We start from the raw sequence: 22,766 nt of genomic DNA, 5'->3' as shown, positions 1-22,766 counted from the left end.
CTGTTCATTCCTTGCAGGGTCGAGTCCTCCCATGGAAATTTCCGGGAATACCGCTTTTTACGCCGGCCTGAGTACCGTGCAGACCGGGCAGAACCGTGTCGATCAGGCGGCCAGCCAGATCGCCAGCACGACCATCGAGCGTTCTGTCACCAGCCAGTCTTCCGAAGTCCAGGTCGAGCGCCTGCGGTCCGTCGATCGCAGCCAGCAATCGGACCTGGCCAGCAACATGGTCGAGATGTCCATGGGCAAGATCCAGACGGAGCTGGGCGTGAAAGTCGCCAAGGCCGCCGATGAAGTGCTTGGTACGCTGATCGACACCTACGCTTGACCCTCCCTCGGTAGCCCTGCCCGTTTTTTCGGGCAGGGTGGTCCGCGCAAGAACACCCTGCACAGTCCCTTCTTCCGTCTTGCTGGCCTGCCAGCTCCTACACTCAATTTAGCTTCCGAATATTTCACGGCATTCGCTGTGGGCCTTGGCGTGCAAGGCCTGTAGAGGATCGATGACGAACGGTGTTTGCGTGGTGCTTGACAAGGTTTGGGCGTAAACGTATGTTTCAAACAACTGTTTGACCGCCACAATAAATCAACGCGGTCGTTCATTCCCGGTTACATCAGCAGAGGTTTATCGCTATGCCTGACTACAAGGCCCCCTTGCGTGATATTCGCTTCGTTCGTGACGAGCTGCTCGGCTATGAAGCGCACTATCAGAGCCTGCCGGCTTGCCAGGACGCTACTCCAGACATGGTTGACGCCATCCTCGAGGAAGGCGCGAAGTTTTGTGAGCAGGTACTGGCCCCTCTGAACCGTGTGGGTGACCTGGAAGGCTGCACCTGGAGCGAGTCCGGCGTTAAGACCCCGACTGGCTTCAAAGAGGCCTACAAGCAATTCGTCGAAGGCGGCTGGCCAAGCCTGGCTCACGATGTCGAGCATGGCGGTCAAGGCCTGCCGGAGTCCCTGGGCCTGGCTGTCAGCGAAATGGTCGGCGAAGCCAACTGGTCGTGGGGCATGTACCCAGGCCTGTCCCATGGCGCGATGAACACCATCTCCGAACACGGTACGCCTGAGCAGCAAGAGGCTTACCTGACCAAGCTGGTATCCGGCGAGTGGACCGGCACCATGTGCCTGACCGAACCGCACTGCGGCACCGACCTGGGCATGCTGCGCACCAAGGCCGAACCTCAGGCCGACGGTTCCTACAAAGTCACCGGCACCAAGATCTTCATCTCGGCCGGTGAGCACGACATGGCCGACAACATCGTCCATATCGTTCTGGCCCGCCTGCCGGATGCTCCTGCTGGCACCAAAGGCATCTCGCTGTTCATCGTGCCGAAGTTCCTGCCGAACGCCGATGGCTCCGTCGGCCAGCGCAACGCCGTGAGCTGTGGTTCCCTGGAACACAAGATGGGTATCCACGGCAACGCCACCTGCGTGATGAACTTCGACGCGGCCACCGGTTTCCTGATCGGCCCGGCGAACAAAGGCCTGAACTGCATGTTCACCTTCATGAACACCGCTCGCCTGGGTACCGCGCTGCAAGGCCTGGCCCACGCCGAGATCGGTTTCCAGGGTGGCCTGAAATACGCTCGCGATCGTCTGCAAATGCGCTCCCTGACTGGCCCGAAAGCGCCGGACAAGGCCGCCGACCCGATCATCGTGCACCCTGACGTACGCCGCATGCTGTTGACCATGAAGGCTTTCGCCGAAGGCAACCGTGCCATGGTCTACTTCACCGCCAAGCAGGTCGACATCGTCAAATACGGCGTGGATGAAGAAGAGAAGAAGAAAGCCGACGCCCTGCTGGCCTTCATGACTCCTATCGCCAAGGCCTTCATGACCGAAGTCGGCTTCGAAGCCGCCAACCACGGTGTGCAGATCTACGGTGGCCACGGTTTCATCGCCGAGTGGGGCATGGAGCAGAACGTTCGCGACAGCCGCATTTCCATGCTGTACGAAGGCACCACCGGCATCCAGGCGCTGGACCTGCTGGGCCGTAAAGTGCTGATGACCCAAGGCGAAGCCCTGAAAGGCTTCACCAAGATCGTCCACAAGTTCTGCCAGAGCAACGAAGGCAACGAGTCGGTCAAAGAGTTCGTCGCACCGCTGGCTGCGCTGAACAAGGAATGGGGCGAGCTGACCATGAAGGTCGGTATGGCGGCCATGAAAGACCGTGAAGAAGTCGGGGCTGCGTCCGTGGACTACCTGATGTACTCCGGTTATGCCTGCCTGGCTTACTTCTGGGCCGACATGGCGCGCCTGGCTGCCGAAAAGCTGGCTGCCGGTACCACCGAAGAGGCGTTCTACACCGCCAAGCTGCAGACCGCGCGCTTCTACTTCCAGCGCATCCTGCCGCGTACCCGCACTCACGTTGCGGCCATGCTGTCGGGTGCCAACAACCTGATGGACATGAAAGAAGAAGATTTCGGCCTGGCTTACTAAGCCTTACCGAGGTCCATTCAGAAGCCGCTTCTCCTTCGGGAGAAGCGGCTTTTTTGTGCGCGGGATGAATCTGAAAATAATCCGACTAAAACGTTAAGAAGAAGCCGATCCTTGCCGTTACAGAGGTGGCAATGTGATATGTGTCACATTTGTGCTGTTTAACTATGTCCGGTGAAGGCATAGTGCCATCAACTGTTTAGCCGCGTCGGAGCTTTACCTTGCCGCGTTCTTCTGCTGTACGTTTCAGCCATTTTCTTCCGTCATTGTTACTCCTGCTTGCGGGGCTTGCGGCCGCCTACGTCAAGGATCTCAACGTCTTCTTCACCTCGCTGTTCAACGTCTTGCCGACCCTGGTGCTGTTGCTCGGCGGTGCCTACTGCGCGGTGTATCGGCGCCAGCGGGAACTGTTCCTGATGGTCACGGTGTACATCGCCTATTTCCTGCTCGATACCCAGACTGACTATTACCGCGACAACGGCAAGGTGCGCGAGGATGCGGCCGTGGTATTCCACTTGGTCTGTCTGCTGTTACCGCTGCTGTTCGGCCTGTTCGCGGCCTGGCAGGAGCGTACCCACCTGTTCCAGGACATGGTGGCGCGCTTTGCCGTATTGCTCGCCTTTGGCAGTGTGGCGCTGGGGTTGGAGCAGAGTTATCCCCAGGCGCTGCTGGCCTGGCTGGCGGAAATCCGTTGGCCGGCCCTGCATGGCGCCTGGATGAGCCTGATCCAGTTGTCGTATCCGGTGTTTCTCGCCGCCTTCCTATTGTTGGCGATCCAGTACTGGCGCAACCCACGCCCGTTGCATGCGGCGCAGTTGGTGGGGTTGCTGGGGCTGTTCTGGATGCTGCCCAAGACCTTCATCCTGCCGTTTACCCTGAACATCATGTGCAGCCAGGTGATGTTGATGATCGCCGCGGCCGTTGCCCACGAGGCGTATCAGATGGCCTTCCGCGACGAACTGACTGGCTTGCCGGGGCGCCGCGCCTTGAACGAGCGTATGCAGCGCCTGGGCCGCAACTATGTGCTGGCGATGAGCGATGTCGATCACTTCAAGAAATTCAACGACACCCACGGCCACGACGTGGGCGACCAGGTACTGCGCCTGGTGGCCAGCAAGCTGTCGAAGGTCAGTGGCGGCGGTCGTGCCTATCGTTATGGCGGCGAGGAGTTTGCGGTGGTGTTCGCCGGCAAGACCCTCGAGGAATGCATGCCGCACCTGGAAGTCATTCGCGAGACCATCGCCAACTACAACATTCAACTGCGCAATCAGGAGAGTCGCCCGCAGGACGACCAGCAGGGTCGTCAGCGCCGGGGCGCGGCCGCGGCGTCCAGCGTGTCGGTGACCGTCAGTATCGGTGTCGCCGAGCGGCAGATGGAGCACCGCTCGCCGGAAGAGGTGCTCAAGTCCGCCGACCAGGCGTTGTACAGCGCCAAGGGGGCAGGGCGTAACTGCGTCATGGCCTTCGGTCAGAACCGCCGTGGCGCGGTACGCATGGACACCGCTGCGGGTTGAGTGATAGCGGCGCATTCAGCGTCTGGACTGTGATTGGCAGGTCGGATGAGCGGCAGTAGGTTGGATCGATCTGCTACCGGAGAAACGACCATGCCCGAGTACAAAGCTCCCCTGCGCGACATGCGTTTTTTGATCGACCACGTCTTCGACTTTCATTCCAGCTATGCGGCTCTGGGAGCCAGCGATGCCAGCCCGGACATGGTGGCCGCGATCCTCGAAGAAGGGGCGAAGTTCTGTGAAAACGTGCTGGCGCCGCTGAACCGCTCCGGCGACGAAGACGGCTGCCATTTCGACAATGGCGTGGTCACCACGCCAAAAGGCTTCAAGCAGGCTTTCGCCCAGTATGTCGAAGGTGGCTGGCACGGCCTGGCAGCGGATCCGAGCTACGGTGGCCAGGGCCTGCCGCATTCACTGGGGTTGGTGATCAGCGAGATGGTCGGCTCCAGCAACACCTCCTGGGGCATGTACCCGGGCCTGACTCACGGTGCCATGTCGGCGATTCATGCCCATGGCAGCGAAGAGCAGAAACGGACCTACCTGAGCAAGCTCACCGCCGGCCAATGGACCGGCACCATGTGCCTGACCGAAGCCCATTGCGGCACCGACCTGGGCATCATCAAGACCCGCGCCGTGCCCCAGGCCGATGGCAGCTATGTGGTTTCCGGCAGCAAGATTTTCATCTCGGCCGGCGAGCACGACATGAGTGAAAACATCATCCACCTGGTGCTGGCCAAGCTGCCGGATGCGCCGGCGGGCACCAAGGGTATTTCGCTGTTCATCGTGCCCAAGTTCCTGCCCAACGCCGACGGCGAGGCGGGCGAGCGCAACGGTGTGAGCTGCGGCTCCATCGAACACAAGATGGGGATCAAGGCTTCGGCCACCTGTGTGCTGAACTTCGATGGCGCCAAGGGGTTCCTGATCGGTGAGGCCAACAAGGGCCTGAACTGCATGTTCACCATGATGAACCACGCTCGCCTCGGTACCGGGATGCAGGGGCTGTGCCTGGGTGAGGCGAGCTTCCAGGGCGCGATCAAATACGCCAACGACCGCCTGCAGATGCGCTCCCTGACCGGGCCGAAGGCGCCGGACAAGGCCGCCGACCCGATTATTGTCCACCCCGATGTACGGCGCATGCTGCTGACCATGAAAGCCTTCAACGAAGGCAATCGTGCACTGGCCTATTTCACCGCGCAGTTGCTGGATGTGGCGCACCTGGCCGCCGATGAAACCCAGCGCCAGGATGCCGAGAACCTGTTGGCCTTCCTGACACCTATCTGCAAGGCCTTCATGACCGAAACCGGGCTGGAAGTGACCAACCACGGCATGCAGGTGTTTGGCGGGCATGGCTTCATCCGAGAATGGGGCATGGAGCAACTGGTGCGCGACTGCCGTATCGCGCCGATCTATGAAGGCACCAACGGCATCCAGGCCCTGGATCTGCTGGGACGCAAGGTGCTCGGCAGCCAGGGCAAGCTGCTGATGGGGTTCACCAAGATCGTCCACAAATTCTGCACGGCGAATGCCGAGCATCCACAGCTCAGGGGGCATGTGGCGCAGCTCAATGGGCTCAACCAGCAGTGGGGTGCGCTGACCACCAAGGTCGGGATGGCGGCGATGAAGAACCCTGACGAGGTCGGGGCCGCGGCGCTGGATTACCTGATGTACAGCGGTTACATCATCCTCGCCTACCTGTGGCTGCGCATGGCGCTGGTGGCCCAGGCCCGGCTCGATGCCGGTGAAGATGATGCCGATTATTGCCAGGCCAAGCTGGCGACCTGCGAGTTCTACTTCAAGCGTCTGCTGCCGCGCACGGCGTCCCATCAGGCAGCGATCGAGGCGGGCAGTGATTGCTTGATGACGCTGCCGGCGGAGCTGTTTGCGCTCTAGGTTTCCATGTAATCGTCCATCGCGGGCAAACCCACTCCTGCAGGTTTTTGCGGGGATGGGTTTGCCTGCGATTTGTGGTGACTAAAAATTACATATAAGTCACGAGTTGACCCTATGTGTCTTAAAAGTTGTTCGGGTACACTCGAGCTTTCGTAAATGGGGCCGTTCGGGTCCACTTGTTTAGATCTTGCGAGGTTTGCCATGGCTGACTACAAAGCGCCCCTGCGCGATATGCGCTTCGTCCTCAATGAAGTTTTCGAGGTCGCCAAACTCTGGGCCGAACTGCCTGCTCTGGCCGACACCGTCGACGCCGACACCGTCGAAGCGATTCTTGAGGAGGCCGGCAAAGTCACCGGCAAAAGTATCGCCCCGCTGAGCCGCGCCGCCGACGAAGAGGGCTGTCACTGGAGCGATGGCGCGGTCACCACGCCGGCAGGTTTTCCACAGGCCTACCAGACTTATGCCGAAGGCGGCTGGGTCGGCGTCGGCGGCGATCCGACCTACGGCGGCATGGGCATGCCCAAGGCGGTATCCGCCCAGGTCGAGGAAATGGTCAACTCGGCCGGCCTGTCGTTCGGCCTGTACCCGATGCTGACCGCGGGCGCTTGCCTGTCGATCAACGCCCACGCCAGCGAAGAGTTGAAGGCGGCCTACCTGCCAAACATGTATGCGGGCGTCTGGGCCGGCTCCATGTGCCTCACCGAGCCGCATGCCGGCACCGACCTGGGCATCATCCGCACCAAGGCCGAACCGCAGGCCGATGGTTCCTACAAGGTCAGCGGCACCAAGATCTTCATCACCGGCGGTGAGCACGACCTGACCGAGAACATCATCCACCTGGTGCTGGCCAAGCTGCCGGACGCACCGGCGGGGCCGAAGGGCATTTCGCTGTTCCTGGTACCGAAGTTCCTGATCAACGCCGACGGTAGCCTCGGCGCGCGCAACCCGGCCAACTGCGGTTCGATCGAACACAAGATGGGCATCCAGGCTTCGGCCACCTGCGTGATGAACTTCGACGAAGCCGTCGGTTACATCGTCGGCGAGCCGAACAAAGGACTGGCGGCGATGTTCACCATGATGAACTACGAGCGTCTGGGCGTCGGTATCCAAGGCCTGGCCTCGGGCGAGCGTTCCTACCAGAACGCTGTGGAGTACGCCCGCGATCGCCTGCAAAGCCGTTCGCCGACCGGCCCGCAGGCCAAGGACAAGGTTGCCGACCCGATCATCGTGCACCCCGACGTACGGCGCATGCTGCTGACCATGAAAGCTGCGAACGAGGGCGGCCGTGCGTTCTCCACCTATGTGGCGATGCAACTGGATACCGCCAAGTTCAGCGAAGACGCTGCCGTGCGTAAGCGCGCGGAAGATCTGGTGGCCCTGCTGACGCCGGTGGCCAAGGCTTTCCTCACCGATCTGGGGTTGGAAACCACGGTTCATGGCCAGCAGATCTTCGGTGGCCACGGCTACATTCGCGAATGGGGTCAGGAACAGCTGGTGCGCGATGTGCGCATTACCCAGATCTATGAAGGTACCAATGGCATCCAGGCGCTGGACTTGGTCGGGCGCAAGATCGTCGGTAGCGGCGGGGCGTTCTACAAGCTGTTCGCGGACGAGATTCGCCATTTCACCGCGACTGCCAGCGCCGATCTGGCCGAGTTCACCAAACCGTTGAACGACGCACTGGATAACCTGGACGAACTGACTGCCTGGCTGCTGGATCGGGCCAAGAGCAATCCGAACGAAATCGGCGCGGCCTCGGTCGAATACCTGCAAGCATTCGGATACACGGCGTACGCCTATATGTGGGCGTTGATGGCGAAAGCGGCCCTGGGCAAGGAGTCGCAAGACGATTTCTACGCCAGCAAGCTGGGTACCGCGCGCTTCTACTTCGCCCGGCTGCTGCCGCGTATTCACTCGCTGAGCGCATCGGTGAAGGCGGGTAGCGAATCACTGTTCCTGCTGGATGCGGCGCAGTTCTGAGTATGTGCGCGTCATGTAAGCTTTCTCTTACGTGACGTGCTGCTAATCACCCATATCGGCAGATTGGATCCAGAGCTAATCTACTTCACATGGACGTCGCGCAGGAAGCGCAAAGCAATAACACGGACACGTAGGATTCCGCCAGGATGGTGGAGTGAAAAGGATGTCAGGGAAACAGTCTGCAAAGCCCCGCTTCGGCGGGGTTTTCTTTTGCCCGCGTTTTTTTTCTGCGCTTGTTCAACCAAGCCCTTCCAGCGTCGCCGGGCCGCTCATCTCTTCTTCCAGCAAGGTTCGCAGCAACTCCAGGGTTGCCTGCTGACGCTGCACATCACGACATACCAGCCCCACTTTCAACGGCACCCTCGGTTCGCTCAGCGGTTTCCATAACAGGTCCGTATGGCTATGGGTCTGACGCGAGCGCCCCGGCAGGACCGTCGCCAGGCGGGTGTTGGGCAGGCTGTCGAGAATCCCCGCCATATTGTTCAGTTCCGCCTGCACCTGCGGCCGGCGCCCGAGGTTGGCCAGTTGTGCCTGCCAGATCTGGCGTATCTGGAACTCCTCGCCCAACAACAGCATGGGCAGCTCCGCGGCCTGGCTCATGGAGACCTTCTTGAATTCGCGCAGGGGATGCTCGGCGGGAATCACCAGGGTCAACTCATCTTCGTAGAGCTGCACACCGTGCAGCCCTGGCTGGCGCGGCGGCAGATAACTGATGCCGGTATCCAATGAGCCATTGAGCAGGCGCCGTTCGATTTCCAGGCCGGTCAGTTCGTAGATCTGCACCACCAGGTGCGGCTGGGCCTTGCGCACCCGTTCGAGCATCTGTGGCACCAGGCTGCTGTGCACCGTTTGCAGTACGCCGATTGCCAATGTGCGCAGGGCTTGGCCCTTGAAGTTGCCCAGGGCTTCGCGAGCTCGCTGCATGCCGTCGAGCAAGGGCAGGGCATGGTTGTACAGGGTATGGGCCGCCAGGGTCGGTAACAGGCGCTTGCTGCTGCGTTCGAACAGGCTGACGTCGAGGTTCTGTTCCAGCTGACGGATCTGTTGCGAGAGCGCGGGTTGGGAGATCGACAGGCGCTCGGCGGCGCGTCCCACGTGACCTTCTTCATACACCGCGACGAAATAACGCAGTTGTTTAAAATCCATAAGTTCTGCTTATCGAAAAAGCTGGAAAATCGAAATGGCCCGACATGTCGGAGAAGCCTAGTCTAACCCCTATTCACAGGGCTTACAGGGCCAGAAGGCGCGATGAATACCGTTTACGTGGATGGTGTTTACATAGGCAAGGCAAAAAACCTCGGACAGGGTTTGATCAGTGATACGGACAAACGTCCGGTTGCAAACCGACTCTGGTTATGGCCGCAGGGCCTGGGCAGCGACGAACACGGCGACCCACGGTTTCATACCGGCCCGGAGCGGGCGCTGCACCATTATCCCGCCGAGCACTACCGCTACTGGCGCAAGCGTTATCCACAGATCGACTGGTGCGCCCCAGCCTTTGGCGAAAACCTGTCCACCCACGGCCTGACCGAAGAGCAGGTCTGCCTGGGCGATATGTTTCGCTGGGGCGGCGCGCTGCTGCAGGTCAGCCAGCCACGCTCGCCCTGTTATCGCCTGAGCCACCGCTGGGGCATCCCCGACCTGCCGCAACAGGCGCAAAACAATGGTCGCTGCGGCTGGTTCTACCGGGTGCTCAAACCCGGCTTCGTCAGTGCCGATCAGCCTTTCGAGCTGATCCAGCGCAGCTATCCAGGGCTGACCGTGGCCTGGGCCCTGCGCTGTTTTTATCGAGAACCTCTGGAGCATGCGGGCTTGAAGAAACTGGTGGACTGTCCGGCACTGGCGTCGCGTTGGCGCGACATCGCGATCAAGCGCATGCGCACCGGCCTGGTCGAGGATTGGTCTTCACGCTTGCTGGGCCTGCCGCTGGAAGGGTTGAGCGCATGAATTTGTTCAGCCTGCGTCGCCCTCAGCCAAGCCTCGATGATCTGGCGGCCGAGCCCTACCTGTCACCGATGAGTGACAATCTTTCCAGTGAGTGCCTGATGCCCAGCGTCCAGCGACCCCATCCAGTATTTGTGCGTGGCCAGGGCTCATGGCTGTGGGACAGCGATGACCGCGCCTATCTCGACTTCGTCCAGGGCAACGCCGCCAACAGCCTTGGCCATAGCCCCTCGGCGCTGGTCAAGGCGCTGACGGCCCAGGCCCAGTCGCTGATCAACCCCGGCTCGGGCTTTTACAACCGTGGCATGCTCAACCTCAGCGAACGTTTGTGCCGCAGCACCGGTAGCGACCAGGCCTATCTGTTGAGCAGTGGCAGCGAAGCCTGCGAGGCGGCGATCAAGCTGGCCCGCAAATGGGGCCAGCTGCATCGCAGTGGCGCGTCTAAGATCATCACCGCCAGCGGTAGCTGCCACGGTCGTAGCTTTGCGGCAATGTCGGCGTCAGCCAGCAGCAACATCGCCAATCGCTTCGAGCCACAGCTGGCGGGTTTTAGTCATGTCCCCTTCAACGACCTGCCGGCGTTGCATGCTGCGGTGGACGCGCAGACCGTGGCGATCATGCTTGAGCCGATCCAGGGCGAGGCCGGGGTGATTCCGGCGACCGAGCATTACCTCAAGGGTGTCGAGCGCTTGTGTCGCGAGCTAGGCATTCTGCTGATCCTGGATGAAGTGCAGACCGGTATCGGCCGCTGCGGCACCTTGCTGGCTGAACAGGTCTATGGCGTGCGCGCTGACATCGTTGCCCTGGGCAAAGGTCTTGGCGGCGGCGTGCCCTTGGCGGCCTTGCTGGCGCGTGGCAAGGCCTGCTGCTTCGAGGTGGGAGAGCTGAATGGTACCCATCACGGCAATGCCCTGATGACCGCGGCGGGCATGGCGGTGCTCGATAGCGTGCTGGATAACAGCTTTCTCGAGCATGTGCGGGACAACGGCCAGTACTTGCGCGAAGGTCTGGCCCGCCTGGCTAACCGTTATGCCCAGGGAAAATTGCGCGGGCAGGGCTTGTTCTGGGGCCTGAGCCTGGCCGACGACTCGGCCGAGGCCGTGGTCAAGGCGGCTCGCTACGAAGGTCTGCTGCTGGCCGCGACGCAGCCGGACTGCCTGCGGTTTACCCCGGCGCTGACGGTGAGCAAGACGAATATCGACGAAATGCTGCTGCGCCTGGCGCGGGCCTTTTCGCGAGTACGCACTGCGCAGCTGCAATGCCGCAAGGGACTGGTGGTTTAAAGCCAGCTCTGGTCCCGCCATACCCGATCTTGCCCTGACAGAATTCCCGAACCGTCTCGCGGTATAACGCATCGCCCCGTGTCCGATTTTTCGCACGGGGCGTTTTTTTGTCTCGAGCTTTTGCAAAACCACTAGCAAGTCTTGAAGGCCATCATCCAGAGAGGGTTCCTTAGGCTCATCCGCCAGGACGGTGGGGGCTGCATGGGGTGAAAGACCACCGGGCAGCTTGGGTTGAACATATATACCACCAAGTGGTATGTTTTTGGGAAAGGAAGCCATGACCATCAGGTTGTTCAAAACCAAAGGTTTTGCTGTCGCGGCGAAAAAGGCCTTGATTCATGACAATGAGCTGTTGGCCGCATTCAGCGAGTTATGCCGCGGCCAGGCTGATGACCTTGGTGGTGGGGTCTGGAAAAAACGCCTGAATGCCAACCGCCATCGTTCGATCGTCCTGGCCAGGGGCCGGCGCTACTGGGTGTTCCAGTTCCTGTTCGCCAAGCAGGACCAGAGCAATATCAGCCACCAGGAGCTGCAGGCGTTCCGCGCGCTGGCCAAGGCATACGAAGGGCTGGATGGCTGGCAGGTCCAGCAGCTACTTGAGATGAAAGCGTTTGTGGAGATCAGACATGAGCAAGCCATTCAAGACCGAAGCCCTTGGATCGATACATGAGTCGGCCAGTGCCCTGCACGCCATCGGCGCCATCGGCAAAACCACCATGCGCCAGTTCGATGAGGCGTGTATCGCGCCAGTGCCGGCGAGCATTCCCGCGGAGCAGATCAAGCTGCTGCGCGAGCGTAGCAATGTCAGCCAGCCGGTCTTTGCCCGCTACCTGAACACCAGCGCGTCCACGGTGAAACAGTGGGAGTCCGGCGAGAAACACCCGAGCGGCATGGCGCTCAAACTGTTGAGCATCGTGCAGAAACATGGCCTTGAAATACTGGCGTGAGCCGGTACTGAAACACCAGCCCGCCTGAGGATAAAACTTGCCCTTGGCCGGACCCGACTGAACCCTGCCAAACGCCACGGGTCGATTAGCTGTGAGGCTCGTACGAGTCGATTTCTATCAGGAGCTGATCCATGGACTTTATCCGCATCATCATCGCCATTCTGTTGCCGCCATTGGGAGTGTTCCTGCAGGTGGGGTTCGGCGGTGCGTTCTGGCTGAATATCCTGCTGACCCTGTGCGGCTACATCCCGGGCATCGTGCATGCGGTGTACATCATCGCCAAGCGCTGAGCCTGGCGCCCGCTCCCGCACCGGAGCGGGCTTGTCCCCTTGGGTGCCGACTACCGCAGAGTGCCCATCTGTTCCATTACCCGTCGATAAAACAACCATTCCTGTTCCAGCGCGTGGGCCTGATTGATGGCCTTGCGAAAGCCATGGCGCTCGTCCGGGTAATAGTGCGCTTCGGCCACAATACCGTTGTTCTGCAAGGCCTTGAGCATGTCCTGGGTCTGCTGGGGCACCACCACGGCGTCGAGTTCGCCCTGGAAGAAAATCACCGGTACACGGATATTGTCGGCATGCAACAGCGGGGTACGGGCCTTGTAGCGCTCGGCATCCTGTTCGGGATCACCGATCAGCCAGTCCAGGTAGTCGCCTTCGAACTTGTGGGTGGCTCGCCCCAGGGCGACCGGGTCGCTGACGCCATACAGGCTGGCGCCGGCACGGAACACATCGGCGAAGGCCAGCGCGCAAAGGGTGGTGTAGCCGCCGGCACTGCCTCCGCGGATAAAGGCCCGGTCGCCATCGATCAGGCCTTGTCGGGCCAGATAGGCAACCACCGCGCAGGCGTCCTGCACATCCACCTCGCCCCAGCTCAGGTGCAGGGCTTGCCGGTACTCGCGGCCATAGCCGCTGCTGCCGCGATAGTTCAGGTCGGCCACGGCGAACCCCCGTTGCGCCCAGTACTGGATGCGCGGGTCGAGTATCGGGTAACAGGCCGAGGTCGGGCCGCCATGGATGAACACCACCAGTGGTGGCCGGTCGTCATCGCTCATGGCCGGGTAGAAAAAACCTTGGGCCTCGCCCTGGCCGCTGGGATAGCGCAGGGTTTGCGGACGGCTGATCTGCTCGGGCGGCAGCGGCGCCACACCGCCTGCCAGGACTGTGACCCGCTGCGACTGACGATCGATGGCGACCACCGCGGACGGGCTGACAGGTGAAGCCGCGATGCAATAGATGAACCGCTCATCCAGCGCCAGGTTGCGGAAGCGGCTGTAGTCGCCGCTGAAATCCTGCTGTGAACCCTCGGCCAGGCGCAGCCCCAGGCGGCCGAAGCCGCCTTGCGTCCAGGTGCCCAGCCAGCTGTCGCCACCCAGTGGCAGCCAGGTGCAGCCGCCCAATTGCCAGGGGGCGGGGGCGTGATCGGCGGCGACGCAGGGCAGCGCTTGCAGGCCACTTGGGGTTTCACCCCAGGGTTGCCAGAACCCGGCGCGGTCGGTCAGGCAATACAGGCGGCCGGTTTCATCGAAACGTGGTTGTTGCAGCGACTCTTCTGCACTGTCGCCAGCCAGGCACTGTGGGTCATCCCAGCGGCCATTGGCCAGGCGCGCGGCGACCATCAGGCGGGTCGAGGTCCAGGGCTGGTGCGGCCGATCCCATTCGATCCAGGCCAGGCGCTGACCGTCCGGGCTCAATGTGGGAGCGGCATAGAAATCCGCCCCTTCGGCCAGCAGTTGGCGTTTGCCGTTATCGGAGTCGATGGCCACCAGGCGATGCTGGTTGTTGTGTTCTTCCACTGCCAGCACCTGGCCGGCGGCGAACTGCAGGTCGCCATAACGGCACTTGCCGGAGGTCAGGGCTACCGGCGTTTCGCCTTGCAGCGATTGTCGGTAGAGTTGCTGATCCGCTTCGTTGACGAACACCAGCCCGTCATCGCTCAGGCAAAAGGCGCCGCCGCCATATTCGTAGACCCGGCTGCGCACGCTGAAACCTTGTGGCGTCAGGCAGCGGGCCTGGTTGTCGCGCCAGTGCCAGATCCGGCAGGCGGCATCTTCGGGGCGGTATTCGTTCCAGAACAGGCCGTTGGCGCCGAGCCGCAGTTCGGCGAAATCGATGCCGGCGGCGACGGCTTGGGCGGCGCTGAAAGATTCAGCCTTTGGCGATGAGGCGCGAGTTTCGTTCATTACGGAAGGCCAGTTGCTCGATGGTCTGGGTAGCGTGCTCGGCTTCTTCGCGGGCCTTGAGGATCACGCCGTGATGGTGCGACTTGCTGCACACCGGGTCGGCGTTGCTGGCGTCGCCCGTGAGCATGAAGGCCTGGCAGCGGCAGCCGCCGAAGTCCTTTTCCTTTTCATCGCAGGAGCGGCACGGCTCGGGCATCCAGTCGTAGCCGCGGAAGCGGTTGAAGCCGAAGGAGTCGTACCAGATGTGTTGCATGCTGTGGTCGCGGACATTGGGGAACTGCACGGGTATCTGCCGGGCGCCGTGGCAGGGCAGGGCGGTGCCGTCCGGGGTGACCGTGAGGAAGATGCTGCCCCAGCCGTTCATGCAGGCTTTCGGGCGTTCCTCGTAATAATCCGGGGTGACGAAAATCAGTTTGCACGGATGCCCTTCGGCTTCCAGCCTGGCGCGGTATTCGTTGGTGATGCGTTCGGCGCGTACCAGTTGTTCCTTGGTCGGCAACAGGCCGACGCGGTTGAGCTGGGCCCAACCGTAGAACTGGCAGGTGGCGAGCTCGACGAAGTCTGCTTCCAGGGCGATGCACAGCTCGATGATGCGATCGATCCGGTCGATGTTGTGCCGGTGGGTGACGAAGTTCAGCACCATCGGGTAGCCGTGGGCTTTCACCGCCCGGGCCATTTCCAGCTTCTGGGCGAAGGCTTTTTTCGAGCCGGCCAGCAGGTTGTTCACCTGCTCGTCGCTGGCCTGGAAACTGATCTGGATATGATCGAGCCCGGCCTTCTTGAAGTCGCTGATCTTCTGCTCGGTCAGGCCAATGCCCGAGGTGATCAGGTTGGTGTAGAACCCCAGCTTGCGCGCCTCGCCGATCAGTTCGGCGAGGTCCTGGCGCACCAGCGGTTCGCCACCGGAAAAGCCCAGTTGCGCGGCGCCCATTTCCCGGGCTTCGCGAAACACCTTGAGCCACTGCTCGGTGCTCAGCTCCTTGCCCTGCTCGGCGAAATCCAGCGGGTTGGAGCAATACGGGCATTGCAGTGGGCAGCGGTACGTCAGTTCGGCCAGCAGCCACAGCGGCAGGCCGACTTCCGGCTTGGGCGGTATCGGCGCTGGCGAATCAGCCAAGTTCGATCCAGTGCTGTGCACGGGCGACCTCCATGAATTGCTCGATGTCGTCACCGAGTTCGGGCACGTCGGGGAATTGGATCTCCAGTGCCTGGATGATCGCCGCGACATCCCGTTCGCCGTCGATCAACCCGCCAATCAGTGCGGCGCTCTCGTTGAGCTTGATCATGCCTTCAGGGTAGAGCAGTACATGGCCCTTCTGCGCCGGTTCGTACTGGAAGCGGTAGCCGGGGCGCCAGGTCGGGGTCTTGCTGCGATCGAAGCTCATAGGGTGATTCCTTTATGCCAGACCCGTTGTGCGGTGATGCTGTGGTACGGCGGGCGATTGAGTTCATAGGCCATGCTCATGGCGTCGAGCATGCTCCAAAGGATGTCCAGTTTGAACTGGAGAATTTCCAGCATGCGCTCCTGGCCGGCGCGAGTGGTGTAGTGCTGCAGGGTGATCGCCAGGCCGTGCTCGACATCGCGTCGCGCCTGGCCCAGGCGCGTGCGGAAGTATTCATAGCCGGCCGGGTCGATCCACGGGTAATGCTGGGGCCAGCTGTCGAGACGCGACTGGTGGATCTGCGGCGCGAACAGCTCGGTCAGCGAGCTGCTGGCAGCTTCCTGCCAACTGGCGCGACGGGCGAAGTTGACGTAGGCGTCGACGGCGAAACGCACGCCCGGCAGCACCAGTTCTTGCGAGCGCAGTTGGTTTGGGTCGAGACCGACCGCTTGCCCCAGGCGCAGCCAGGCCTCGATGCCACCGTCTTCGCCGGGGGCGCCGTCGTGGTCCAACAGGCGCTGAATCCACTCGCGACGAATTTCCCGGTCCGGGCAGTTGGCGAGGATCGCCGCGTCCTTGAGCGGGATGTTCACCTGGTAGTAGAAGCGGTTGGCGACCCAGCCCTGGATCTGCTCGCGGGTCGCCCGGCCTTGGTACATCGCCACGTGGTACGGATGGTGGATGTGGTAATAGGCGCCCTTGGCCCGCAGGGCCTGCTCGAATTCGGCGGGGGACATTGCTGTGTCAGTCATTGCGGTTCTCCGGGGAACAACCGTAGATGTGTGTTGCCTGGTTGAGGCTTGTCACGGGCAAACCGCGCTCCTGTAGACAGCGCTATCTACAGGAGCGCGGCTGGCTCGCGAAAAATCCTTTGGTTACAGCTCGATACTCATGCCGTCGTAAGCCACTTCAACGTTACGCCGCGCCAGCTCCGCGCGTTCGGCGGAATCCTCGTCGAGGATCGGGTTGGTGTTGTTGATGTGGATAAGAATCTTGCGCTGCTCCGGCAGCTGCTCCAGCACTTCCAGCATGCCGCCGGGGCCGTTCTGCGCCAGGTGGCCCATTTCCCGCCCGGTCCGGGTGCCGACGCCGCGGCGCTGCATCTCGTCATCTTCCCACAGGGTGCCATCCACCAGCAGGCAGTCGCTGCCGCTCATGATTTCCAGCAGCGCTGCATCGACCTTACCCAGTCCAGGGGCGTAGAACAATTTGCCGCCGGTACGCAGGTCCTCGACGATCAGGCCGATGTTATCGCCCGGGTGTGGGTCGAAGCGATGGGGCGAATAGGGCGGCGCGGCGCTGCGCAGTGGCAGCGGGCTGAAACGCAGGTTCGGGCAGGCCGGGATGGTGAAGCTCTGGTCGAGCTCGATGCGGTTCCAGTCCAGCCCGCCGTTCCAGTGGGTGAGCATGGTGAACAGCGGGAAACCGCTGCTGAGGTCTTCATGGACCATGTCGGTGCACCAGACCTGATGCGGGCAGCCTTCGCGCAGGCTGAGCAGGCCGGTGGTGTGGTCGATCTGGCTGTCCATCAGGATGATCGCGCTGATCCCGGTGTCGCGCAGGGCGCGGCCCGGTTGCATCGGGGCGAAGCTCTGGAGCTGGGCGCGGATGTCCGGCGAGGCGTTGCACAGGACCCAGTTCACGCCGTCATCGGAAATGGCGATGGACGATTGGGTGCGAGCCTTTGCCCGCAGGCTGCCGTCGCGAAAGCCCGCGCAGTTCACGCAGTTGCAGTTCCACTGCGGAAAACCGCCACCGGCGGCGGAACCTAGAATCTGGACAAACATGGCCGCTCCATCAGGTTAAAGCTGAAAATAAAAACGCCCCGGCGAGCCGAGGCGTTGCACTGCGCAAGCAATCAACGGCTGGCGAAGTACATGGTGACTTCAAAGCCGATACGCAGGTCGGTGTAGGCAGGTTTGGACCAGGACATGGAGGTGCTCCTTCAGGTGGGTGGGACGGTTGAGATCTATACATATAGTCCACCTCCAACCGGAGATGTTCAGATGCTTAGGGGGCTATCTTACTAAATTCCCTTCGGGGAATGACCGCATTTGTTGAAGAAAGCTCGTTGCAGCCAGGGTAACGATCATTTTGCCGCTTGCCAGGGTTCGCCTGGGCAGGCGCCATTGGCCAGGCAGCGCCAGCCGCCTTGCGCCTGTTGCAATTGTTCGGCTGCGAGCAGCAGCTGTGGCCGGGTGGCCGCCATCATCTCCTGTTGCAATTGCTCCAGGTAATCCGACGGATGGCCGGCCAGTCGGTCCTGCCAGAGCAGCTCGGCCAGTTGCGCCACGGGCAATGCATGGGCATCGAACTGGGCGGCGAGGTTAGCTTTGAAGTCGTCCAGGGAGGCATCATCCAGTGCCTCGATCAACTCGGGCAAGCGCGCCAGGAACGCCTGGATATGTTCGAGGATTTCGCTCAGCGAAGCGCTGGGCGATTGCACGCCGAACAGCAGGCCGGTCTGGCCGTTGATCTGCCGCACGCCGCTGAACACCGCATAGCCCAGTTGCAACTCGACCCGCAGGTGCTGATAGAACGGCATCTGGCCAAGTTGCCCCAGCAGCCGCCAGCTGGCTTCCTGCTGAAGGGTGCTGCCCGGTGCCGGGCAAAACAGCAGCAGGGCCTGCTCGCCGGCGCCGGTTGCGAGCTCATGCCAGAGCTGCTGCGCGGCTATCGAGGGCGGCGCTGAAAGCCGGCTGTCGGCAGTCCCGGGGGCCTTGCCCAATGCCGCGCCGATCGCGCTTTGGGCATGACCCAGGCCGATGGCCAGGCCGTCCCAGTGGGCGTCCTCCCACAGCGTTTGCCAGCCTTGTTCATCCAGTGGATGCGGCGCCTGGGAGGCGGGTACGTCCAGGCAGCGCTCGGGCAGCTCCTGGAGCAATTGGCGGATCGGCAGCAACGGCGTGGGAGCCGCCGGGGACATCTGCCAGAACGCCGCGCCGGGTTGGCTCAGTTCCAGCAGAGCCTGTTGGAGCATGGCCGGCATCGGCTCGGGAAGCCCTTTCAGTGTCAACAGACACTGGTTGCCCGAGACGCCGAAGGACAACTCGACGCCCGCCTGAAGCCCGTCGTCCCGCAGGTTGCGCAGGTGGTTTTGCAAGCGGCTGTGCAGCTCCTGCGGCAACAGGCTTTGCAGGCGCCAGCGCAAATACAGGGCGGCTTCGCCGGTATCGTCGGCGATGGCTTGGCTGAAGGTCATCGCCGAGGATTCGCGACGCTGCCGCAAGCGGTCCTGGGCGAAGGTCCGCAAGCCGCGGTGGGCGCTGGTTTGCCCGCGAATCAGGCCGGCCCGGGCGGCTGGCACCGAGCTGCGCAGGAACGGATTGGGCGCAGGCAGTTGCCAGTGGATACCGCAGCTGGCGGCCTGCGGGGTTTGAAGTTGCGACAGCAAGGCCTTGAGGGCTGTGACGCCATGGTCGGACAGTTGTGGTTCCAGCTGTTCGTTGTTCAGTCTTGCCAACGCCAGTGCGCTGGCGACCTGGCGTTTGCGCTGTTGCAGCAGGGCGTATTCGTCACGCAATGCTGGCCAGTCGTCCTGGCTGCTGAAAAAGGCCAGCCAATCGAAGAGCAACTCACTCACCTGCTCCGGCTGTTGGGCGCCTTGCTCGGTCAAGTCGAACTGGATATGCAGCAATGCCTGACCGGCGAACTGATACAGCGGCGCGGCCTTCAACCCCTCGACCAGCTTGCGTTCCTTGAGCGTGGCCAGCAGCCCACCGGGTTTGCCGGAGGCCAGCCAGGTGCAGAGAAAGTCCAGCGCCTCGCGGGCGGCCGTGGGCAGTTGCTCGCAGGCGAACAGCAGGTTCAGGTGGCTCCCTTCGAGCTGCTGATAATGCTGCTGCGCAGATGCCAGCAAGGGTACAGGGGCGTCTTGCGGTTGCGCCTCAGCGACGGCGAGGGCCGCGCCAAAACCCTCTGCCAGGGCCTTCAGCTCCTCCAGCGACTGTGGGCCGGCCAGGCTCAGGGACATTTGCCCACTATGGTAGTGAGCCTGATAGAAGGCCCGCAGCGCCTGCTGAAACGCCGGGCGCGGCACGTTGAGGCTGTAGCGATTGCCGGCATGGAACGCCCGCAGCGGGTGTTCCGCCGACAGGCCGTCGAGCAAGGCGAACTGCCGTTGCGCCGCGGCATCCCGCGACCAGGCGATGAACTCCGCATGCAGCACCTCGCGCTCGCGCAACTGGTCTTCCTGGCTCATGCGCGGGTGGGCGAGCATGTCGGCCAGGCGCTCCAGCCCGGCGGCGAAATCCGCGGGGGGCAGTTCGAAGAAAAAATCGGTGTGGCGTTCGCCGGTGCTGGCGTTCACCTGGCCGCCGTGGCGTTGCACATAGGCCATCAGGCCCTGTTCCGCGGGAAAACGCTCGGTGCCGAGAAACAGCAGGTGTTCGAGAAAGTGCGCCAGCCCGGGCCAGGCCAGCGGTACGTCGTGACTGCCGGCCGAGACCCGCAGGGCCGCCGCGCAGCGCTTCAATCGAGGGACGTGGTGCAGTGAAACCCGCAGGCCGTTGGCCAGGGTTTCCTGATGAGGCAGAGGGTGGTTCAGCGCGGGCATGAGCACTTCCAGAACAGTGAAGCGCCCATGCTAGCGGATAACCTCGGATCAACGCTTGTTCAGGTCGTCGTAAAGCTCCGGGCGCCGGTCATGGAAGTAGCGATTGGCGGCGCGTGAGTCGAGCATCAACTGGCGGTCCAGCGTGCCGGTTATCAGGGCTTCATCCAGCCCGGCGAGGGCAATCCGCTGGCCGTCGGGCGCGGCGATGCTGCTCTGGCCACAGTAGTGGATCTCGTCTTCGTGGCCGCAGTAGTTGGCGTAGGCCACATAACATTGGTTTTCGAAGGCGCGCGAACGCACGGTGACATCGGCGATGAAGTCGTAGGGCAGCATGTTGGCGGTGGGCACCAGAATCAGCTCGGCCCCGGCCAGCGCCAGGCGCCTGGCGTTCTCCGGGAACTCGATGTCGTAGCAGATCAGGAAACCGAGCTTCCAGCCATTGAGTTCCACCAAGGGGAAATCGTCCGGGCCGGCGCTGAACATCGAGCGGTCGAGATCGCCGTACAGGTGGGTCTTGCGGTAGTTGCACAGACGCTGGCCGTTGCTGTCGATCAGTTGCACGGCGTTGTAGATCTGGCCGTCGTCGGCGCGCTCCGGGTAGCCATACAGAATCGCGATGCGCGCCGACTGGGCGACGTTGGCGATGTATTGCGCCGACGGGCCGTCCTGGGCCTCGGCCAGGGCGCCCACCGCCTCTACGCCGATGTTGTAGCCGCTGAGGAACATCTCCGGCAGCACCAGCAGGTCGGCGCCGGAGGCTTCCACGGCGACTTTCTGCAGGCGTTGCAGGTTGCCGGCGACATCCAGCGGTTGTGGGGCACATTGATAAAGCGCTACACGCATGGTGATGACTCCTCTGTGCGCTGGACTGTCACTGTAGCCGTTGCCGCGGGCTGTTCAAAAGCCACGAGTGTTGCGCTCTATCGCAGCCCGCAGCAGCTACAGGTTCAGTCGGCCAGGGCGATCGGGCCGATTTCGTGGAACACATCGCCCGGGCCCGGGTTCTGGGCGTGGGTCTGCCCACCGAAGTGCTTCATGATGCCCCAGACCGCGTTGAGCGAGGTCTGGACTGCGCCCTCGACCCAGGCCGGGGTCCAGGACACATCGTCGCCGGCGATGAAGATACCGCGCTGTTCGGCGGGCAGGTCGTCCTGCATGAAGTGCGCATACATGCGCTGGTTGTAGCGGTAGTGGCCAGGCAGCGCACCCTTGAACGCGCCGAGGAAGTGCGGGTCGGCTTCCCAGGACACGGTGATCGGGTCGCCGATGATGCGCCCGGCGATATCGACTTTCGGGTAGATCTTCTTCAGCGCGTCGAGGGCCAGTTTGACCCGTTTTTCCACCGGATGCGGCAGCATCTTCAGGGCGTCGCTCATCCACGAATAGGACAGGCAGATGACCCCTGGCTTGTTGTCGCCGTTATCGAACAGGTAGGTGCCGCGGGTCAGGCGGTCGGTGAGGGTCATGCTCATCAGGTCGCGACCGGTTTCCGGATCCTTGTCCTTCCAGAACGGCCGGTCGACCATGACGAAGGTCTTCGACGACTGCATGTAGCGGGTACGGTCCAGGGCCATCCACATCTTCTGCGAGAACAGCGATTCTTCGCATTCGATCTGGGTGGTCAGCAGCCAGCTCTGGCAGGTGGTCAGCACCGCCGCGTATTCGCGGGTATCGCCCCAATTGTCTGTGACACTGAAGCGGCCATCGGCGGCCCGGGCGATACGTTTCACCCCGGGACGCGGCGCGCCGTGGTGCAGCGAACTGAGGCTGGTGCCTTGCGGCCAGTGGGCGCAGCGCTCCGGCACATGACGCCAGATGCCCAGCGGCACCTGCTCGACGCCGCCGACCACCAGGTGCTGGTGATCGTCGCAGTTGGTCATCACCACGCGGAAGATTTCCAGCATCGAGTTGGGGAAGTCCGAATCCCAGCCGCCGGTGCCGAAACCGACCTGGCCGAACACTTCGCGGTGATGGAACGACAGCTTGGCGAAGGCTTTCGAGGTGGCGACGAAGTCATAGAAGGTGCGGTCGTCCCACAGCGGCACCAGGGTGTTCCACAGTTCCTTGAGGCGCGGCACGTCGCGCTCGCGAATGGCCTGCTGGATTTCGCTGAAGCGCGAACCGTCTTCCAGGGCATCGGCCCAGGCGTCGGCCACTTCCTGGAACAGCGCCGGAAGGTCGGCGAGCTTCTGCGCGTAGTGAGTCTGGCCTTCGAGGTCGATCACGGTGCTGCCGGAAGCCGGCGTCAGCGGGTTGGGAAAGGGTTTGGTCTCCAGACCCAGCTTGTCGACGTAGTGATAGAAGGCCGTGGAGGACACCGGAAAGCGCATGCCGCCCAGCTCGGCGATGATCCCTTCGGCGCCTTCGAACGCCTGGGAGCGCAGCCGGCCACCCATTTTCGAGGCTTCGTACACCACGGGCTTGAGGCCCAGTTTCATCAGCTCGTAGGCCGCCACCAGCCCGGCGATACCGGCACCGACAATCGCCACTTCGGCGCCATGGTTGGCCTCGGGAATGCTGCCCAGGCCGGCCGGGTGCTCGATCCAGTCGTCGAAGGCGAACGGGAAGTCCGGGCCGAAAATGGTGATGGGTTTCTTACCGTCTGCAGGATGGCGATTGTTCTTGTTCATGGCTGACCTTGCTGGCGACTCGAGCAGAG

At 62.4% G+C, this 22,766-nt stretch carries 20 protein-coding genes; 10 read left to right on the top strand and 10 right to left on the bottom strand.

Translation table 11 applies throughout. The features are described 5' to 3' along the window. Positions 1-31 precede the first annotated feature (31 nt). The 5 genes from H0I86_RS28925 to H0I86_RS28905 all read left to right on the top strand — a co-directional run bounded on the left by H0I86_RS28925 (position 32) and on the right by H0I86_RS28905 (position 7,814). Positions 32-328: a pyrroloquinoline quinone biosynthesis protein PqqE gene (locus H0I86_RS28925; RefSeq protein ID WP_180923045.1), complete on the top strand. Its 297-nt coding sequence runs from the start codon at positions 32-34 to the stop codon at positions 326-328. A 302-nt stretch (positions 329-630) separates the two neighbouring features. After that, complete coding sequence (locus tag H0I86_RS28920; RefSeq protein WP_009051192.1) at positions 631-2,436, top strand: phenylacyl-CoA dehydrogenase; 1,806 nt, start codon at positions 631-633, stop codon at positions 2,434-2,436. Positions 2,437-2,654: 218 nt separating this feature from the next. Next, positions 2,655-3,947: a GGDEF domain-containing protein gene (locus tag H0I86_RS28915; RefSeq protein WP_180923044.1), complete on the top strand. Its 1,293-nt coding sequence runs from the start codon at positions 2,655-2,657 to the stop codon at positions 3,945-3,947. Positions 3,948-4,037: 90 nt separating this feature from the next. Next, complete coding sequence (locus tag H0I86_RS28910) at positions 4,038-5,834, top strand: acyl-CoA dehydrogenase C-terminal domain-containing protein (RefSeq protein WP_180923043.1); 1,797 nt, start codon at positions 4,038-4,040, stop codon at positions 5,832-5,834. Between the two features lie 201 nt (positions 5,835-6,035). Next, complete coding sequence (locus H0I86_RS28905) at positions 6,036-7,814, top strand: acyl-CoA dehydrogenase C-terminal domain-containing protein (RefSeq protein ID WP_180923042.1); 1,779 nt, start codon at positions 6,036-6,038, stop codon at positions 7,812-7,814. A gap of 237 nt (positions 7,815-8,051) precedes the next feature. Here the strand turns inward: H0I86_RS28905 and H0I86_RS28900 are convergent, their stop codons facing one another. Next, positions 8,052-8,960 (bottom strand): LysR family transcriptional regulator, encoded by a 909-nt coding sequence (locus tag H0I86_RS28900; protein ID WP_180923041.1) that lies wholly within the window; start codon positions 8,958-8,960, stop codon positions 8,052-8,054. 102 nt (positions 8,961-9,062) lie between these two features. Here H0I86_RS28900 and H0I86_RS28895 point away from each other — a divergent pair, with 102 nt between their 5' ends. From H0I86_RS28895 to H0I86_RS28875, 5 genes are all read left to right on the top strand, one after another. Beyond that, entirely contained in the window at positions 9,063-9,761 is a 699-nt protein-coding gene (locus H0I86_RS28895; RefSeq protein WP_180923040.1) for an MOSC domain-containing protein, read from the top strand. Further along, complete coding sequence (locus H0I86_RS28890; protein ID WP_180923039.1) at positions 9,758-11,041, top strand: aspartate aminotransferase family protein; 1,284 nt, start codon at positions 9,758-9,760, stop codon at positions 11,039-11,041. Before H0I86_RS28895 ends, H0I86_RS28890 begins: the two co-directional genes overlap by 4 nt. Positions 11,042-11,318: 277 nt before the next feature. After that, on the top strand, positions 11,319-11,711 hold the full coding sequence (locus H0I86_RS28885) for a type II toxin-antitoxin system RelE/ParE family toxin (RefSeq protein WP_180923038.1): 393 nt from the start codon (positions 11,319-11,321) through the stop codon (positions 11,709-11,711). Next, positions 11,668-11,988 (top strand): helix-turn-helix domain-containing protein, encoded by a 321-nt coding sequence (locus H0I86_RS28880; RefSeq protein WP_009051184.1) that lies wholly within the window; start codon positions 11,668-11,670, stop codon positions 11,986-11,988. Before H0I86_RS28885 ends, H0I86_RS28880 begins: the two co-directional genes overlap by 44 nt. A gap of 131 nt (positions 11,989-12,119) precedes the next feature. After that, a complete protein-coding gene (locus tag H0I86_RS28875) occupies positions 12,120-12,278 on the top strand; it encodes a YqaE/Pmp3 family membrane protein (protein WP_003228885.1) in 159 nt (52 codons plus the stop codon). Positions 12,279-12,328: 50 nt separating this feature from the next. On the opposite strand, the gene H0I86_RS28870 is transcribed toward H0I86_RS28875, so the two are convergent. From H0I86_RS28870 to H0I86_RS28830, 9 genes are all read right to left on the bottom strand, one after another. Continuing rightward, positions 12,329-14,170 (bottom strand): S9 family peptidase, encoded by a 1,842-nt coding sequence (locus H0I86_RS28870; RefSeq protein WP_180923037.1) that lies wholly within the window; start codon positions 14,168-14,170, stop codon positions 12,329-12,331. Continuing rightward, positions 14,136-15,308 (bottom strand): pyrroloquinoline quinone biosynthesis protein PqqE, encoded by a 1,173-nt coding sequence (gene pqqE, locus H0I86_RS28865; RefSeq protein ID WP_180923036.1) that lies wholly within the window; start codon positions 15,306-15,308, stop codon positions 14,136-14,138. The genes H0I86_RS28870 and pqqE overlap by 35 nt, the downstream gene beginning before the upstream one ends. Next, a complete protein-coding gene (pqqD, locus tag H0I86_RS28860) occupies positions 15,280-15,555 on the bottom strand; it encodes a pyrroloquinoline quinone biosynthesis peptide chaperone PqqD (RefSeq protein ID WP_124322579.1) in 276 nt (91 codons plus the stop codon). The genes pqqE and pqqD overlap by 29 nt, the downstream gene beginning before the upstream one ends. Continuing rightward, positions 15,552-16,304, bottom strand: a complete 753-nt coding sequence (gene pqqC, locus H0I86_RS28855) for a pyrroloquinoline-quinone synthase PqqC (RefSeq protein WP_180923035.1) — start codon at positions 16,302-16,304, stop codon at positions 15,552-15,554. Before pqqC ends, pqqD begins: the two co-directional genes overlap by 4 nt. Positions 16,305-16,427: 123 nt before the next feature. Then, entirely contained in the window at positions 16,428-17,339 is a 912-nt protein-coding gene (gene pqqB / locus H0I86_RS28850) for a pyrroloquinoline quinone biosynthesis protein PqqB (RefSeq protein ID WP_180923034.1), read from the bottom strand. Positions 17,340-17,410: 71 nt separating this feature from the next. After that, entirely contained in the window at positions 17,411-17,485 is a 75-nt protein-coding gene (gene pqqA / locus H0I86_RS28845; RefSeq protein ID WP_009045898.1) for a pyrroloquinoline quinone precursor peptide PqqA, read from the bottom strand. 156 nt (positions 17,486-17,641) lie between these two features. After that, positions 17,642-20,107 carry a pyrroloquinoline quinone biosynthesis protein PqqF gene (gene pqqF / locus H0I86_RS28840; RefSeq protein WP_180923033.1) on the bottom strand — a complete coding sequence of 822 codons (2,466 nt, stop codon included), beginning with the start codon at positions 20,105-20,107 and terminating at the stop codon, positions 17,642-17,644. A gap of 48 nt (positions 20,108-20,155) precedes the next feature. Then, a complete protein-coding gene (locus tag H0I86_RS28835; protein WP_180923032.1) occupies positions 20,156-20,950 on the bottom strand; it encodes a carbon-nitrogen hydrolase family protein in 795 nt (264 codons plus the stop codon). Positions 20,951-21,054: 104 nt separating this feature from the next. Further along, the gene (locus tag H0I86_RS28830; protein ID WP_180923031.1) at positions 21,055-22,737 is read right to left on the bottom strand and encodes a flavin monoamine oxidase family protein; all 1,683 of its coding nucleotides are present in this window, start codon (positions 22,735-22,737) and stop codon (positions 21,055-21,057) included. Positions 22,738-22,766: the final 29 nt, after the last annotated feature.

This window comes from Pseudomonas chlororaphis subsp. aurantiaca (assembly GCF_013466605.1).
In the GTDB taxonomy this organism is placed as follows: domain Bacteria; phylum Pseudomonadota; class Gammaproteobacteria; order Pseudomonadales; family Pseudomonadaceae; genus Aquipseudomonas; species Aquipseudomonas chlororaphis_I.
Note: the sequence above shows the minus strand (reverse complement) of the source record. Positions and strands in the feature narration are given on the sequence as shown.

Coding starts and splice junctions, on each gene's coding strand:
- H0I86_RS28890 (WP_180923039.1), top strand. CDS start 9,758: ATGAATTTGTTCAGCCTGCGTCGCCCTCAGCCAAGCCTCGATGATCTG.
- H0I86_RS28875 (WP_003228885.1), top strand. CDS start 12,120: ATGGACTTTATCCGCATCATCATCGCCATTCTGTTGCCGCCATTGGGA.
- pqqD (WP_124322579.1), bottom strand. CDS start 15,555: ATGAGCTTCGATCGCAGCAAGACCCCGACCTGGCGCCCCGGCTACCGC.
- H0I86_RS28885 (WP_180923038.1), top strand. CDS start 11,319: ATGACCATCAGGTTGTTCAAAACCAAAGGTTTTGCTGTCGCGGCGAAA.
- pqqF (WP_180923033.1), bottom strand. CDS start 20,107: ATGCCCGCGCTGAACCACCCTCTGCCTCATCAGGAAACCCTGGCCAAC.
- H0I86_RS28925 (WP_180923045.1), top strand. CDS start 32: ATGGAAATTTCCGGGAATACCGCTTTTTACGCCGGCCTGAGTACCGTG.
- H0I86_RS28835 (WP_180923032.1), bottom strand. CDS start 20,950: ATGCGTGTAGCGCTTTATCAATGTGCCCCACAACCGCTGGATGTCGCC.
- H0I86_RS28895 (WP_180923040.1), top strand. CDS start 9,063: ATGAATACCGTTTACGTGGATGGTGTTTACATAGGCAAGGCAAAAAAC.
- pqqB (WP_180923034.1), bottom strand. CDS start 17,339: ATGTTTGTCCAGATTCTAGGTTCCGCCGCCGGTGGCGGTTTTCCGCAG.
- H0I86_RS28910 (WP_180923043.1), top strand. CDS start 4,038: ATGCCCGAGTACAAAGCTCCCCTGCGCGACATGCGTTTTTTGATCGAC.
- H0I86_RS28880 (WP_009051184.1), top strand. CDS start 11,668: ATGAGCAAGCCATTCAAGACCGAAGCCCTTGGATCGATACATGAGTCG.
- H0I86_RS28920 (WP_009051192.1), top strand. CDS start 631: ATGCCTGACTACAAGGCCCCCTTGCGTGATATTCGCTTCGTTCGTGAC.
- H0I86_RS28905 (WP_180923042.1), top strand. CDS start 6,036: ATGGCTGACTACAAAGCGCCCCTGCGCGATATGCGCTTCGTCCTCAAT.
- H0I86_RS28900 (WP_180923041.1), bottom strand. CDS start 8,960: ATGGATTTTAAACAACTGCGTTATTTCGTCGCGGTGTATGAAGAAGGT.
- pqqC (WP_180923035.1), bottom strand. CDS start 16,304: ATGACTGACACAGCAATGTCCCCCGCCGAATTCGAGCAGGCCCTGCGG.
- H0I86_RS28870 (WP_180923037.1), bottom strand. CDS start 14,170: ATGAACGAAACTCGCGCCTCATCGCCAAAGGCTGAATCTTTCAGCGCC.
- H0I86_RS28830 (WP_180923031.1), bottom strand. CDS start 22,737: ATGAACAAGAACAATCGCCATCCTGCAGACGGTAAGAAACCCATCACC.